The 15,158-nt window shown below is 68.1% G+C and carries 15 protein-coding genes; all 15 read right to left on the reverse strand.

Translation table 11 applies throughout. The features are described 5' to 3' along the window. Window positions 1-101: 101 nt before the first annotated feature. Window positions 102-3,020 carry a ligand-binding sensor domain-containing diguanylate cyclase gene (locus tag XaplCFBP3123_RS06540; RefSeq protein ID WP_104533349.1) on the reverse strand — a complete coding sequence of 973 codons (2,919 nt, stop codon included), beginning with the start codon at window positions 3,018-3,020 and terminating at the stop codon, window positions 102-104. A 370-nt stretch (window positions 3,021-3,390) separates the two neighbouring features. Then, entirely contained in the window at window positions 3,391-4,182 is a 792-nt protein-coding gene (gene fliR / locus XaplCFBP3123_RS06555) for a flagellar biosynthetic protein FliR (RefSeq protein ID WP_104533351.1), read from the reverse strand. Between the two features lie 13 nt (window positions 4,183-4,195). After that, window positions 4,196-4,465 carry a flagellar biosynthetic protein FliQ gene (locus XaplCFBP3123_RS06560; protein ID WP_005917968.1) on the reverse strand — a complete coding sequence of 90 codons (270 nt, stop codon included), beginning with the start codon at window positions 4,463-4,465 and terminating at the stop codon, window positions 4,196-4,198. Window positions 4,466-4,946: 481 nt separating this feature from the next. Next, on the reverse strand, window positions 4,947-5,792 hold the full coding sequence (fliP, locus tag XaplCFBP3123_RS06570) for a flagellar type III secretion system pore protein FliP (protein ID WP_104533352.1): 846 nt from the start codon (window positions 5,790-5,792) through the stop codon (window positions 4,947-4,949). Window position 5,793: 1 nt separating this feature from the next. Next, window positions 5,794-6,201: a flagellar biosynthetic protein FliO gene (gene fliO / locus XaplCFBP3123_RS06575; protein WP_104533353.1), complete on the reverse strand. Its 408-nt coding sequence runs from the start codon at window positions 6,199-6,201 to the stop codon at window positions 5,794-5,796. Then, window positions 6,198-6,536, reverse strand: coding sequence for a flagellar motor switch protein FliN (fliN, locus tag XaplCFBP3123_RS06580; RefSeq protein ID WP_016904992.1), 339 nt, complete (start codon window positions 6,534-6,536; stop codon window positions 6,198-6,200). Before fliN ends, fliO begins: the two co-directional genes overlap by 4 nt. After that, window positions 6,533-7,546, reverse strand: a complete 1,014-nt coding sequence (gene fliM / locus XaplCFBP3123_RS06585; RefSeq protein ID WP_104533354.1) for a flagellar motor switch protein FliM — start codon at window positions 7,544-7,546, stop codon at window positions 6,533-6,535. Before fliM ends, fliN begins: the two co-directional genes overlap by 4 nt. A 10-nt stretch (window positions 7,547-7,556) precedes the next feature. After that, window positions 7,557-8,081: a flagellar basal body-associated FliL family protein gene (locus XaplCFBP3123_RS06590; protein WP_104533355.1), complete on the reverse strand. Its 525-nt coding sequence runs from the start codon at window positions 8,079-8,081 to the stop codon at window positions 7,557-7,559. 190 nt (window positions 8,082-8,271) lie between these two features. Continuing rightward, entirely contained in the window at window positions 8,272-9,564 is a 1,293-nt protein-coding gene (locus tag XaplCFBP3123_RS06595; protein WP_104533356.1) for a flagellar hook-length control protein FliK, read from the reverse strand. Continuing rightward, window positions 9,561-10,016 carry a flagellar export protein FliJ gene (gene fliJ, locus XaplCFBP3123_RS06600; RefSeq protein WP_016904675.1) on the reverse strand — a complete coding sequence of 152 codons (456 nt, stop codon included), beginning with the start codon at window positions 10,014-10,016 and terminating at the stop codon, window positions 9,561-9,563. Before fliJ ends, XaplCFBP3123_RS06595 begins: the two co-directional genes overlap by 4 nt. Before the next feature lie 3 nt (window positions 10,017-10,019). Continuing rightward, window positions 10,020-11,402 carry a flagellar protein export ATPase FliI gene (gene fliI, locus XaplCFBP3123_RS06605; RefSeq protein WP_104533357.1) on the reverse strand — a complete coding sequence of 461 codons (1,383 nt, stop codon included), beginning with the start codon at window positions 11,400-11,402 and terminating at the stop codon, window positions 10,020-10,022. Continuing rightward, complete coding sequence (locus XaplCFBP3123_RS06610) at window positions 11,399-12,019, reverse strand: FliH/SctL family protein (RefSeq protein WP_104533358.1); 621 nt, start codon at window positions 12,017-12,019, stop codon at window positions 11,399-11,401. Before XaplCFBP3123_RS06610 ends, fliI begins: the two co-directional genes overlap by 4 nt. Then, a complete protein-coding gene (gene fliG / locus XaplCFBP3123_RS06615) occupies window positions 12,016-13,005 on the reverse strand; it encodes a flagellar motor switch protein FliG (protein ID WP_104533359.1) in 990 nt (329 codons plus the stop codon). Before fliG ends, XaplCFBP3123_RS06610 begins: the two co-directional genes overlap by 4 nt. Window positions 13,006-13,015: 10 nt before the next feature. Then, a complete protein-coding gene (gene fliF, locus XaplCFBP3123_RS06620; protein ID WP_104533360.1) occupies window positions 13,016-14,746 on the reverse strand; it encodes a flagellar basal-body MS-ring/collar protein FliF in 1,731 nt (576 codons plus the stop codon). 13 nt (window positions 14,747-14,759) lie between these two features. Beyond that, window positions 14,760-15,131 (reverse strand): flagellar hook-basal body complex protein FliE, encoded by a 372-nt coding sequence (fliE, locus tag XaplCFBP3123_RS06625; protein ID WP_172453133.1) that lies wholly within the window; start codon window positions 15,129-15,131, stop codon window positions 14,760-14,762. Between the last annotated feature and the right edge of the window lie 27 nt (window positions 15,132-15,158).

Consider the following 15,158-nt stretch of genomic DNA (forward strand, 5'->3'; position numbering starts at 1 on the left):
CGAGGTGGTTTGCCTGCAGGAAGTTGCTGGATCGGTGCCAGGCGTCGGTGGGGGGCCGGTGCGGTTGGTTTCGCGCTGGCCTGCGCCCGGGGCGCGGCTGCTCAGGCCACCGACGACTCGGGCTCTTCCGGTTCGATGCGATTGCGGCCATGCCGCTTGGCGCGGTAAAGCGCTTCGTCGGCACGCGACAGCAGCGTGGCGGCGTTATCGCCGCTCCGGAACCAGGCCACGCCGACCGAACAGGTCACCCGCAGCGGCCGTGCGGTACCGACCTCGTACGGTGCCAGACTGAGCTTTTCATGGATGGCGCGCAGCCGGTGCTGGCTGTGCCGCGGCATGCCCGGCAGCAACAGCAGCAGTTCTTCGCCGCCGTAACGGCCCACCTTTTCCGCGTCGCGCAGGCAGGCGGTCAGGCGCGCACCGACCTTGGCCAGCACCGCATCGCCGACCAGATGCCCGTGTTGGTCGTTGACCAGTTTGAAGTGGTCCAGATCGATCAGCACGACCGCCAGCGGATGCCCGCCGTGCGCGCAGGCCTGCAGTTCTTCGGCCATGGCGTCGAGCACGCCGGATCGGTTGAGCAGGCCGGTCAAGGCATCGTGGCAGGCCTTCAGGGCCAGCGCTGCACGCGCGCTTTCCAGATCGCGTTTTTCGTGTTCCAGCTGATAGGTGCGCTCGGCCACCAGTTCGGCCAGCATGCGCTCGCGCGCGACCAGATGGCGGTGGCGCCAGCGCCACAGGCCGGCCAGCAATGCGCTGCCGATCAGCACATACAACGCGATCGCCGGCGGGCTGCGCCACCACAGCGGTGCCACGGCAAACGGCAGATCGGCGATCGGCGAGGCGGTGCGGCGGTAGCGGTCCAGCACCTGTACCTGCAGACGGAAATGCCCGGAGGGCAGCGGCGGTTGATCGATCGACAGATCGTCGCTCTGGATCCATTCGTTGTGCAGACCGAGCAGGCGGTAACGCACCGTCAGGCGGCTCGGGTCGTCGTACACCTCCATCGTGGACAGCTCGATATGCAGCGGCTTGTCGCTCCAGCCCAGCAATTGGCCGCGCCGCACCGGCACGCCCCCACGGCTGACGCTGTCGATGCGCACGCTGGGCTGGCGCGCATCGAACAGCCGCGCCGGATCCAGCAGATGACTCACGCCGCGCGAGGTGCCGATCCATACCGACCCATCCGGATCCTCGGCAAAGGCGGCTTCGGAGATGTCGTCCCACAGCAAGCCCTGCGACTGCGACAGATGCGCCCAACGCTCGCCGTCGTAGACCTCCACGCCATGCGCGTGGCCCACCCAGACCCGGCCGAGGCTGTCGCCGCGCATCAGGTAGACGCCGACATCGCGCAGCGCTTCGTCGCTGATCGCCTGCAGATCCAACCCATCGCCCAGCAGCATGCCGTGCCATAGGCCAGGCCGATAGAACGCCAGCCACACCTCGCCGCCATCGTTGATGTGGAACTTGCTGATCCACGCGTCGGACATGCCGCCATTGACGAGCACTTCGACCTTGGACCAGCGCGCGCCCTGCAGGCGGAACAAGCCGTTGGCGGTGGATACCCACAGCGTGCCGTTGGCGGTCTGCTGGATGTCGGTACAGGCGATCTTGGGCATGTCGGTCACCGCTTCCATCGTGCCGCCCTCCAGCGGGCGCTGGATCACGAACAGCCCGCCCACACTGAGCATCCACATCCGCCCCTGCCGATCGATCAGCAGGCGGCGTGCGGTGCGCGGCAGCTTGGCGATCTGGGTACTGCGGCCATCCGGCCAGGTGCGGCGCAGGAACCCGGCCGAATTGAGCGTCCACAGGCTGCCGTCTGCGCTGCGTTGCATGCCCACGATCTGGAGCCCGGAAGCCTGCAATGCCGGCACGAACCGCCCGCTCGGAGCGGCCTGGCGGCCGGCGCCCTGTTCGTTGCCGACCAGCAGCGCCCCCTGCGCGTCGCGGGCGATCGACCAGGTGGGTGCGGCCGGCATGCCTTGCGAGGCGTCCCAGTTTTCGATCCATTCGTAGCCGGCCCAGCGCACCAGGCCTTCGCCATCGACGGTCATCCAGACATCGCCATCGCGGTCCACCAGAATCGCATCGCTGCTTCCGGGCGGCAGCCCGTTGTCGGCGCCGAAACTGCGCCAGCGGCCGTTTTCCCAGCGCACCAGCCCGCCGTTGCGACGCACCAGCACGCGCCCTTTGCGGTCCAGCACCAACGGCGCCTGCCGACCGACGGTACTGCCATCGAGCAAGGGCAGTGGCCGTACACTGAATTTGCTTGCGCCCGGCGCGCGATACAGCAGGTTGCCGGTGCCACGCACCCAAAGCGCGCCGTCGTGATCGCGCAACACGCTGTACCAGCTATCTTCCGGCACGCCTTGTTCCGGCCCGTAGACTTGCACCTTGCGCTGCGCATCGATGGCGCACAGCCGCTTGGCGCAGCCGGCCCACAAGGTGTCGCCTTCCACCGACAGGCTCAGTACCTTGGACAGTTCGGGCACGCGCACCCGGGTGGCGGTGTCCAGCAGCGGTTCGCTATGCCAGCGGCCATTGCCGCGTGCGCTCAGCCGCTCCAGCGTGCCGTCATTGGCCAGCACCGTGCCCCAGGAGGGACTGGCCAGCAGCATGCCTTCCTGCAGATGCTCGGCCTCGTCGGGGGCCAGTTTACGGAAGCCGTGCTCGTCGCCGACGAACAGGGCCTGGAAGCCGGCCACCCACAGCCGCCCGTCTGCGGCTTCGGTCATCGAGGTGATCGGTTCGTTGCGCAGGCCATCGAGCACGACATGCTGAAAGCTGCGCCCGTTGTAGCGATACAGGCCGCTTTCGGTACACATCCACAACAGCGTGGCGCGGCTCTGCAGCAGACAGGTGCCGGCGAGCCCGAGCAAGCCCTGGTCGTGGGCGTAGCGACGAATGCTCGCGCTCTGCGCGCCCGCCAGATCGGCCAGCGACAGCAAGGCCAGCAGCACCGCAAAGAACGGTGCACGCCGCCTCGACGAGCTGCATTGGCGGTACTGAAACCCCACGGGCGTTGCACTCTCCACGCATCGGCAAGTGTGGTCCGCGCTTCGCGCGCGGGTGTCTCACGCTTGCCATGGGCGGCCCCCATCCTAGGCCGCAGTAAACCAACTAGCGGCTGTTCACGCGTGTTTCTTTAATGCTTAAGCAGGCACGGCGGCACGATTGCAGCGGGCACGGCCAGTGCCAGGCGCATGTTCTTCCGATCCGCACACCGTCGGCAATACGCCACCATCGATCGGGAAGTCGCCGCAGGGCCCGCGATGCAATGGCTGCAGGCGATGGGCGGACCCGGCACTCAGCCCCGGCAGCAACGCCAGCGATTCCGCGCCGCCCTCGGCCGCGCGCAACGCCAGCACGCCATCGGCTTGCAGGCTGTTAGGCAGTTAATTCTCTGGCGGCGTCGAAGGCGGTATCGAACATGCGTTGCACGGGCGGAGCGAATTCGCTGGCGAAGCTGGACAGCAGAAACAGCCCCAGCAACACCGTCAACGGCAGGCCCAGCTGCATCGGATTCAACGCCGGCGCGGCCTTGGCCAGTGCACCGAAGGCCAGGTTGACCGCCAGCATCGCCACCATCATCGGCAATGCCAGGGTGAGCCCGCCGCGCAGGATCTGCAGGAACAGGGTCGGCGCCACTTCGGCGAAGGCGGCCGCGTCGGGAATCGCGGTGCCGATCGGCAAGGCCTTGTAGCTGTCCACCAGCAATGCGATCACCGCCAGGTGTCCGTTGGCCGCAAAGAACAGCAGCCCGAAGCCGAGATAGAACCACTGCGCGATCACCCCGGAGGTCACCCCGCGCAGCGGGTCGGACATCTGCGCGAACGACAGGCCGGTGGACTGCGACACCAGCTCGCCCGCCAACGCGCCGGCCTCGAAGATCAGCTTGAGCATGAAGCCCATGCTGGCACCCACCGCCAGCTCACGGGCGACGCTGAGCACCGCCTGCGCGGTGAATCCATCCCACTCCGGCACCGGCGGCAGCAGCGGCGCCAGCACCATCGACAAGGTCCCGGCCAGCATCACCCGCACCCGTCCCGGTACCGCGCGCGTGCCGATCAACGGCATTGCGGTCAGCAGCGCGCCGGTGCGCAGCATCGTCCACATGATCGCCCCGACCATCGCGAACGCGCGCTGGCCGTCGATCACCATCTGGGTGGCAGCATCCATCCGGCCGGGTCCGCTAACCGATCAGATGCGGTATGCGCTGGAACAGCGCAATGGTGAACTCCACCAGATGCCCCAACAGCATGCTGCCGGTGGCGAACAAGGTGGCCGTCAACGCGACCGCCTTGGCCACGAAGGCGATGGTCGGTTCGTTCAACTGGGTGGCGGCCTGCACCACACCGATCACGACACCGACGACCAGCACCGCCAGCAACATCGGTCCGGCAATCCACAGGACGGTGACCAGGCCACCACGCAATTCGGTCAGGGCGATTTCAGGGCTCATGGGTGTGGTGATGCAAGTGGGGTGCCAAAGGGCGGGAATCGGGAATCGGGAATCGGGAGGCGGGAATCGGGAGGCGGGAGGCGGGAATCGGGAGGCGGGAATCGGGAGGCGGGAATCGGGAGGCGGGAGGCGGGAGGCGGGAGGCGGGAGGCGGGAGGCGGGAATCGGGAGTGTGAATAGGGGGAGGAGATTTGAGCTGGTGCGACGGGGTATGGGTGACGAAGGTGCGGTCTGCAGAAGCTCGCCCCTCTCCAGCGGGAGAGGGGTTGGGGTACGAGGCGACGCCTCGCCACGCGTGTTGGGTGGTTCGGCTGGCGCATTGCTCAGCTGTGCGCTTCGGCCGCTGTTGGCTGCACTGGCTATCGCTGTTGTTGTTTGCTCTGCGGTAGCGTCGGCGTTTGCTGCTCGGCCTCGGGACCGCACACCGACGCCGGCAAACCGGGTAGACACGCCGGCAGGCGGCGCGTGTGCAACCGCGCGGTTAGGACGCGTTGAAGCTCGCGGCCAATGTGCCCACCACCAACACCCATCCATCCACCAGGATGAACAGCAGGATCTTGAAGGGCGCCGAGATCAACATCGGCGACAGCATCATCATGCCCATCGACATCAGCACGCTGGCGACCACCAGATCGATGATCACGAACGGAATGAAGATCAGAAAGCCGATCTCGAACGCCGTCTTCAGCTCGCTGGTCACGAACGAGGCCACCAGCACCGGGAACGGCACCGCGTCCGGACCGGCGTACTTGCCGTCGCCGGCCATGCCGGCGAAGGTCATCAGATCGGTCTCGCGGATCTGCGCCAGCATGAAGGCACGCAGCGGCTGGGTGGTCAGCGTCCAGGCGGTCTGGAAATCGATCTGGTTGTTGAGGTACGGCGACAGGCCGGCGCCCCACATCTTCTGCCACACCGGCATCATCACCAGCGCGGTCAGGAACATCGACAGCCCCAGCAGCACCTGATTGGACGGGGTCTGGCCGGTGCCCAGCGCCTGGCGCAGCAGACCCAGCACGATGGTGATGCGGGTGAAGGCGGTCAGCACCAGCAGCATCGACGGCAGCAGGGTGATCGCCGTCATCAGCAGCAAGGTCTGCAGCGGCAGGCTCACCGGCTGGTCGCCGATGCGGCCGACGCTGACATTGGGCAACGACGGCAGCTGATTGGCACCGGCCGGAGCGCTCGCCGGCGCGGCGGCGGGAGCGGCAGCCTGGGCCATGGCCGGCAATGCGGCAGGCGTGGCGGCAGCCAGCAGCGGGCAGCTCATCACCAGCAGGATCAACACCAGGCGGAGGCTGCGCCCCCAGCGATTCCAACGACTCAACATGTCACGGGTCCTTGCGCAGCTTCTGTGCCAGCAGCTGGGCGAAATTGGGAAGTTGCTTGAAGTTGGGCAGGGTGGGGGCGGGCGCGGGCGGCAACGGTTCGGACAGGGTGTGCAAGGTGTTGATGCCGCCGGCGGTGACGCCCAGCAGCAATTGCTGGCCGTTGACCTCCACCACCACCACGCGTTCCTTGGCACCCACCGCCAGGCTGGTCACCAACCGCAGGCCCTCGGTGTTGCGGAAACCGCTGCCGGGCATGCGCTTGAGCAACCAGCCCAGGCCGACGATCAGCGCCAGCACCAGCAGCAATGCAAAGACCGCGCCAAACAGGCTGGGCGAGGACGGCGCCTGCGCGCCGACCTGGGTGGCCTTGGCCGCGACCGGCGCGGCAGCGGCCAGCAGGCCGATCACCGCAGCCTCCGGATCCGTTCGCTCGGGCTGACCACGTCGGTCAGGCGGATACCGAAGCGGTCGTTGATGACCACCACTTCGCCATGCGCGATCAGGGTGCCGTTGACGTACACGTCCAGCGGTTCGCCGGCGCCGCGCTCCAGTTCCACCACCGAGCCCTGGTTGAGCTGCAGCAGGTTGCGGATCGGAATACGCGCGCGGCCCACTTCCAGCGACAGCGTCACCGGCACGTCCAGGATGACGTCCAGGTTGAGGTCGGTGGCATTCTGGTCGTGTTCGGCCTGCAGGCTGTCGAAGGTGGCAGGCGCGGCGTCGAGGATGTCGGAGTTGATCATTTGCTGGAGTCCTGGGATGGAACGGCGCGTGGGGCTTGCACGCCGGGCGGGCGTACGGCGGTGATCTTGACGGCATTGTTGCCATTGGAGATGCCGAATTCGCCGGTGAACAACGGGATGTCTTCCACGCACAGCGGCACCTGTGCGGGCAGGTCGATCGGCAGGATGTCGCCGATCTTCAGGCCGGTGAGCTGACGCAGGCTCATGCGCTTGCTGGCCAGCACGCTGGACAGGGTCACCTCGGCAGTGTCCAGCTGCTCGCGCAGCATCACGTTCCAGGAGTCGTCGCGGTCGTTGCGGTCGCTCTGGATGCCGGCATCGAGCAGTTCGCGGATCGGCTCCAGCATCGAATAGGGCAGGGTGATGTGGATCTCGCCGCCACCGCCTTCCAGTTCGACATGGAAGCGGCACACCACCACGTACTCGCGCGGGGTGACGATGTTGGCGAAGTGCGGGTTGATTTCCGAGTTGATGTACTCGAAGTCCACGTCCATCACCGGCGCCCAGGCCTCCTTCAGATCGGCGAAGGTCTGCTTGAGCATCAGCTGCACCACGCGCATCTCGGTGGCGGTGAATTCGCGACCTTCGATCCGGGTGTGGTAACGGCCGTCGCCACCGAAGAAGTTGTCCACCACGGTGAATACCAACGTGGGTTCGAACACGATCAGGCCGGTGCCGCGCAGCGGCTTGAAGCGGATCAGGTTGAGATTGGTCGGCACATACAGCGAGTGCATGTACTCGTTGAACTTGACCAGGTCGATGCCGCGCACCGACAGGTCGGCCGAGCGCCGGATCAGGTTGAACAGGCCGATGCGCCACAGCCGCGCGAAGCGCTCGTTGACCATCTCCAGGGTCGGCATGCGGCCACGGATGATGCGGTCCTGGCTGGACAGATCGTACTGGCGCGCCTCACCGGGCAACGGCTCCGGCTCGGTGTTGACCGCACCCGAATCCACGCCATGCAGCAGGGCATCGATTTCGTCCTGGGAAAGCAGATCGCTGACGCTCATGAGGCAGGCCTTACTGGGTGACGAAACTGGTGAACAGCAGTTCTTCGACGCACTTCTTGCCGGTCTCGCCGGTCATGACCTTTTGCGCTTCGGCCAGGGCCGCTTTCTGCAGCTTCTGCTTGCCGACCAGGTCGGCCACATCGGCGGCCTTGACCTGCGACAGCAGCATCAGCAGATGCGCGCGGATGGCCGGGGCGTTTTCGGTGATCAGCTTGAGGTCTTCCGGGTCGCGGGTGACCAGCTGCACTTCGACCTGCAGGTACTGCGGGCCGTCGCCGGGGTCGGCCAGATTGACCACGATCGCCGGATCCATCGGGAAATACTGCGCCGGCTTGGGCACCTCGGCCACCTTGGGCGCGTCGTGCTTGCCGTCTTTCTCGTCGCCCTTGTGGCCGAAGAAGAACCAGGCGCCGCCGCCGGCAGCGGCCAGTACCACGACCCCGACGGCGATCAGCAGAAGTTTCTTGCCGCCCTTCTTCTTGTCGTCCTTCTCGTCTTTGTCTTCGGTCTTCTTGGGTTTTTCCGCGGCTGCCACAGTCTGCTCCAGGGGGAATGCTCAACCAGTGGATGCAATTGGCGTGCCAATCCAGCGACGGTTTTCTGGCGCGCGTGAAGCTTCAACGCAAAAACCCCCGCAGGCCTTGCGCTGCGAGGGTCGTCGGGCGGTGCCGGAGGTTGCCGACACGCGGGTTTCAGCCGCGCCGGGGCGTGCCCGGCGCGCGCGCTCAGGCGTAGGCGTCCAGCAATCCACGCTGACGTAACACCACCGACGGAATTCCGACGGGCGAGCTGTCGTCCAGGTTCAGGCCATTGCCGTCGTTGCCGCCACCGTTGCGATTGCCGGACTGGCCCTGCTGTTGCTGGCCGACGTCGGCCTGGCCGAGCTGGAAGCCGTTCTGCCCGAGCATTTCGCGCAGACGCGGCAGGCTCTGTTCCAGCGCCTGGCGCACGTCGGCATTGGCGGAGCTGAAGCTGGCATTGACCTTGTCGCCGTCCAGATGCAGCCGCACCTCGACCGGGCCCATCTCGTTCGGGGTCACCTTGATGTGGGCATGGCCGATCTTCTGATCGGCCAGCCAGCTCATGCGCGCGCCGATGGCGTCGTCGAAGCTGTCGCTGCCCATGTCCGGGGTCGGGGTGGGCGAGGCGCTGAATACCGGCGCCGGGTCCTGCAGGCGGCCGAGTGCGGTCGCCGTGGTGGTCGGCAGCACGAATGTCGGGGCGTCCGGTGCTGCGGGGCTGGCGCTGTCGTCGGTGCCCGGGTCCAGCGCCTTGGCAGCCATGTTCATCAGCGCGGCGGTCTGGGCGTCGCCGCTCAAGGCGGTGACCGAGGTGGGCTTGGCGCCTGCGGCGGCTGCCGGAGCCAGCGCGCCCAACGAGGGCAGGGCGGTGCCGGCGGTCGCGGTTGCGGTGGGGGCGGCCGCGTCGGTCGGTAGCGCGGTTGCGGTCGGCGTGGCGCCGGCGGCAGCGGTTACGCCGGCAGCCAGTGCTGCAGCCGCCGCCGCCAGTACGTCGCCACCGGGCAGCGCCTGCGCCAGCAGGCCCATGCCGAAGCCGCCCAGGCCCGGCGGTGGCCAGCCGGTGTCGGTTGCGGTCGCTGCGTCGGCCGGTGCGTCTTCGCCGTTGTTCGTGGTCTTGCCGCCCTTGGCGGTCTTGGCGGTGCCGGCGGCGCTGCTGCCGTCGGCGGCAGCCGGTTCCTTGGCGGAGCCGGACCTGGCGGCCTTGGCATCGCCGTCCTGCGCGCGCGGGCGTGCGGTGGCGTCGCCCGGCGCATCGTCGCCGCGGTCGTCGTCGCTGCGCTGCTTGTCGGACTGGTTGGGCTTGGGCGCGGCCTGCTTGGCCGGTACGCGCTCGGGCGCCTGCGGCGGGGCCTGGTTTGGCGTATTGGCCGGATTGAGCATGCGCGCGAACTGGTCCTGGCCGGCGTCCGGCTCGGACGCGGGGTCGCTGTAGCTGGATTTCTTGCCGGTGCTGGCGAGTGCGCCGAGGCCGGCGGCAAAAGCGGACAGGGGGGTCATGCGGATTCTCCGTGGGTATCTTCGCTGCGGGCCAGGCGCGAACGACGCGCGCCGAGGTCGTCCATCTCACGCTGGTCGCGGCGTTCGATCACCTTGTTCTCCTGCGCGCGGTAGCTGGCGGCCAGTTGTTCCAGCACCTGCTTCTCGCGGCTGGCCAGCAGCAACCGCGTGCGCTCGGCTTCCACCTTGTTGCGGTTGTTTTCCACGGTCTGCGCCTGCTGCAGCACGGCGCTGTCGAGGCGGTCCAGGAAGGCGCGGCGGTTGGTCAGTGCGGCGGCGCTGGTGCCGGCCATGTGGCTGTTGGCGTATTCCTCGGCGTAGCGGCGCAGCTCTTCCAGGCGCGACTGGTGGGTGTCCAGGGCGCGCTGACGCTCGGCCAGGTCGCGGGCGACCTTGTCTTCCTGTTCCTGGGCGCGACGCAGCAGGGGATCGATCCGTTTGGACTGCATCATGGATTAGTTCTCGGGTTCGACCAGCCGCTGCAGCGCGGACAGGCTGTCGGGCAGGTCGGCGGCCCGGTGGACGTCCTGGCCGAGGAATTCGACGATCTCCGGCCAACGCGCCAATGCTTCGTCGGTGGCCGGATCGCTGCCGCGCTGGTAGGCGCCGATGGCGATCAGGTCGCGGTTGGCGGTGTAGGCCGACAGCAGCCGCTTGAGCTTGCGGATGCGCAGGCGCCAGGTGTCGTCGGCGATGTCCTGCACCACACGGCTGACCGAGGATTCGACGTCGATGGCCGGGTACAGGCCGCTGTCGGCAACCCGGCGCGAGAGCAGGATGTGGCCGTCCAGGATGGCGCGCGCGGCGTCGGCGATCGGGTCCTGCGGGTCGTCGCCTTCGGTCAGCACGGTATAGAAGGCGGTGATCGAGCCGCGCCCCTTGGCGCCGTTGCCGGCCCGTTCGACCAGCGCCGGCAATTTGGCGAACACCGACGGCGGATAGCCGCGGGTGGTCGGCGGCTCGCCGACCGACAGGCCGATCTCGCGCTGGGCCTGGGCGAAACGGGTCAGCGAATCCATCAGCAGCAGCACGTTCAGGCCCTGGTCGCGGAACCATTCGGCGATGGCGGTGGCGCGGTAGGCGCCGTGCAAACGCGCCAACGGCGGGCGGTCGGCCGGGGCGGCCACCACCACGGCGCGGCGCAGGCCCTCTTCGCCCAGGGTGGTTTCGACGAAGTCGCGTACTTCGCGGCCACGTTCGCCGATCAGCCCGACCACGATCACGTCGGCCGAGGTGAAGCGGGTCATCATGCCGAGCAGTGTCGATTTGCCGACGCCGGAGCCGGCGAACAGGCCGACGCGCTGGCCGCGGCCGATCGGCAGCAGCGCGTTGATCGCGCGCACGCCGACATCCAACGAGGTGGTGATCGGCTCGCGCGCCAGCGGGTTGATCGACACGCCGGCCATGCTGACGCTGCCTTCGCCGCGGATCGGGCCCTTGCCGTCGAGCGGGGTGCCGTCGCTGTCGATGACGCGGCCGAGCAGGCCTTCGCCCACTTCGACCCCGCCACGGCGCCGCGAGGGCACCACGCGGGCGTTCGGCAGCAGGCCATGCAGCTCGGCGCTGGGCATCAGATAGGTGCGTTCGCCGGCAAAGCCGACCACTTCGGCATCGACCCAGCCGCCGTCGACTTCGACCTTGCAGGTGGCGCCCATCGGCGCTTCGCAGCCGGTGGCTTCCAGGGTCAGGCCGACCGCGCGGCGCAGGATGCCTTCGCGGATCAGGGTGCGCCCGGCCGTCGGTTCCAGCCCGAGTCCGCTCAGGCGGGTGGCCAGGCGCAGGTTGCGCGCGTCCAGCCAGTCGGCCGGGGCCGGGGTGGCTCCCACCAGGTCGCTCACAGGCCCGCTCCGGATTTGCGCATGACCATCTCCAGCGCGGCCCGCAGGCGCGCGTCCAAGGTTCCGTCCACGCGCACGCTTTCGGCGTGCACGCGCAGGTCGCCGCGGCTCAGGCTCAGGTCCGGGGCCACGCGGGTGGTGCTGCTGGGCGCCAGGTGCGGCAGCAGCGCGGTGATGTCGTCCGGGTGCAGGCGCACTTCCACCTCGCGGCCGGCGCCGCCGACCGCATCGACGGCCTCCTGCACCAGCTCGGCCAGCAGTTGCGGGTCGGCCTGATAGGCACGCCCGACCAGCGAGCCGGCGATGCGCACGGCCAGCTCGCCGAGCGCGCCGACCACTTCGTTCTCCAGCCGCGCCAGCGGGCGGGTGAAGTTGTCCAGGATGCCGTCGATCTGCGCGGTCAGGCGGCGCACTTCGGACTGGCCCTGGGCAAAACCTTCGGCATGTCCGCGCGCGAAGCCTTCCTGCTGGGCGGCGTGTTCGATCGCCTGGATCTCTTCCAGGGTCGGCGGACGCAGCACCGGCTCGAGCACGGTCGGCTCGTCGTACTCGGGCTCCGGCGGGGCCGGCTCCAGGTGCAGGTCCGGGGCCAGCCAGCGGGTGACGATGTCGTTCATACCATCGCCTCCGCACCGGCGCCGCCGAGGCTGATGGCGCCTTCGTCAGCCAGGCGGCGGACGATGGTGAGGATTTCCTTCTGCGCCGCTTCCACGTCGGCCAGGCGCACCGGGCCGCGCGCTTCCATGTCCTCGAGCAGGATCTCGGCGGCGCGCTGGGACATGTTGCGGGTGATCTTCTCGCGCACCTTGACGTCGGCGCCACGCAGGGCCAGGCCGAGGCGCTCGCCGGAGACTTCGCGCAGCAGCGTCTGCAGGCCGCGGTCGTCCAGGTCCACCAGGTTGTCGAACACGAACATCAGGTCCTGGATCTTGCTGGCCAGGTCGGCGTCGATCTTGCCGATCTCGCCCAGCACGCCCTGGTCGGCGCCGGTGTCCAGGAAGTTGAGGATGTTGGCGGCGACCTTGATGCCCCCCACGTTGGACGACTTCAGGTTCTGGTTGCCGGAAAACTGGCGCTCCATGATGTCGTTGAGCTCGCTCAGCGCATTCGGCGGGATGCCGTCCAGGGTGGCGATGCGCAGCAGCACGTCGGCGCGGGTGCGCTCGGGCAGCAGCTTCAAGGCCTCGGCGGCCTGGTCGCTGTCCAGATGCGCCATGACGATGGCGATGATCTGCGGGTGCTCGTTGCGCACCAGGTCGGCGACCGCGCGCGGGTCCATCCACTTCAGCGTGTCCAGGCCGGTGGTGTTGCGGCCGAGCAGGATGCGGTCGATCAGGCCACCGGCCTTGTCGGCGCCCAGCGCCTGGATCAGCACATTGCGGATGTAGTCGTCGGCGCCCACGCCGAGCGAGGTCTTGCCGGCCAGTTCGCCGTTGAAGTCGTCCATCACCTTCTCGACCTGGTCGCGCGAGATGCCGGTCATGGTGGCCATGGCGATGCCGATCTTCTGCACCTCTTTGGGGTCCATGTGCTTGAGCACTTCGGCAGCGTCGCTTTCCCCAAGCGACAGCAACAGCACTGCGGCGCGCTGTACTCCAGTCATCGGTGGTGTATCAGGCTTCACTGGCGACCCATCCCTTCACGACTTGTGCGACACGTTTTGAATCGGCTTTGACTGCTTCGCGTGCGAGGCGCATGCGTTCTTCGTAGGCGTCCGGCAGCGCGATCGGGGTCTTGCGGTCCTGACCGAGCTGGGCGGTGTCCTCTTCCAGGCCGGGCATCAGGTCGTCATCGTCGACCATCCGCACGTCGGCGTTCTGCGGAGTGCCATCGTTGCCGCTCTGGCCTGGCTTGTCCTTGACTGCGGTCACGCCGGTGAGCTGACGCAGGGTGGGGCGCACCACACCGAACAGCAGCGCCAGCACCACCGCCGCACCGACCAGCAGGCGCAGACCGTTCTGCACGCGCGGGTCTTCCCACCACTTCGGGCCTTCCTCGCCGGTCACCGCTTCGCGCACGAACGGGGCGTTCATCACCGACACCGTGTCGCCACGGGCCGCGTCGAAGCCCACTGCCTGCTTGACCAGGCCCTCGATGCGGGTGAGCTCGGCGGCCGTCAGCGGCTGCTCGACCATCTTGCCCTTGGCACCGGGGCGCGGCACGTTGTCCAGCAGCACCGCCACCGACACCCGCTTGATGCGGCCGGCCGGCTGACGGGTGTGTTGCAAGGTCCGGTCCAATTCGTAATTGCGGGTTGCGCTCTTGGAACTTTCGGTCGGCGCGGCCGCTGCGGCGGCCTGGCCATTGGCGGCGGCCGGGGTGCCCGGTGCGCCGGCAGTGGCGTTTGCGGCCGGCGCCGGCGGCTGGCCGGGGCTGTTGCTGGTGGCGCCCGGGGGCCCCTGCGGGCCGGTGGCGCTGGTGCTGGTGTCGCTGACTTGTTCGCTGCGCAGCTTGGCCGGCTCGCCGTTGTAGAGCTCGCGGGCTTCCTCGACCACCGAGAAGTCCATGTCCACGCTGACTTCCGGGTTGACCCGGCCCGGGCCGGTCATCGGCTCGAGCAGCTCGCGGATACGCTGGTTGTAGGAGCTTTCCTGGCGACGCACCTGTTCGAACTGGGCAGCGTGCTGGGCGGCATCGCTGTTGGGGTCGGAGATGGAGAGCATGCGCCCGCTCTGGTCGACCACGGTGACGCGCTCGGGGGTCATGTCCGGAATGCTGGAGGCGACCAGGTTGACGATGGCATCGACCTGGTTGCGCTCCAGGCCCTGGCCGCCGCGCAGCTCCAGCACCACCGAGGCGCTGGCCACGTCACGCTGGCGGGTGAAGGCGCTGGGCTTGGGAATGGCCAGATGCACACGGGCCTCGCGCACCGGGCGCAGGGTCCCGATGGTGCGCGACAACTCGGTTTCCAGGGCGTGCTGGTAGCGGGCGTTTTCCACGAACTGGCTGACGCCGAAGCCGGGATCCTTTTCCATCAGCTCGAAGCCACCGCCGGTCTCCTTGCCGGTCAGGCCGGAGCCGGCCAGCTTCAGGCGGGCGTCGTACAGACGGTCCTGCGGCACCGAGATGGCGCCGGTGCCCTGGTCGATCTTGAACGGGATCTGCGCGGTGCGCAGCAGGTCGGCCGCTTCGGCATTGCCCTTGTCGTCCAGGCCGGTGTACAGCGACTGGTAACCGGGCTTCTGCGACCAGAAGAACACCGCCAGACCGGCAGCCACCGCCACGGCGATCATCGCCATCATGGTCAGCTTGCGGGTGATCTGCAGGCTGCGGACACGGTCGAACCATTGCCCCGCCTTTTCGGCGTTCTGGTTCATGTTTTCTTTGGTGATTGCGAGAGCCATGTGTCGTCAACCTTTACAGCGGCATGTTCATGACGTCCTGATAAGCCTGGACGAGACGGTTGCGGACTTCCACGGTGGCGCGGAAGGCCACCTGGGACTGCTGGGAGGCGACCATCACCCGTGCCAGATCGGCACTGGGGTCGCCCATTTCGAAGGCCTTGGCCAGTGCGCTGGACTTCTGCTGGGCCTCGTTGACGCCGCCGATGGCGCCGCGCAAGGTCTCGCTGAAGCTCGGTGCCTGGGTGGCCGGTGTCCCCTGCGTACCGGCCAGCCCCTGGATCTGATTGCCGCGCGCCGCATCGCCTACCGCGCCCATCGGGCCTTGGCCCATCTGCGTCTGGTAGCTGCGGATCTGCGAGAGGATGGAGGTAACGGAGTCGCTCATGGATGCGGTCAGCCAGGGAGGCATCCA

It is taken from the genome of Xanthomonas arboricola pv. populi (assembly GCF_002939945.1).
GTDB classification, from domain to species: Bacteria; Pseudomonadota; Gammaproteobacteria; order Xanthomonadales; family Xanthomonadaceae; genus Xanthomonas; species Xanthomonas arboricola_A.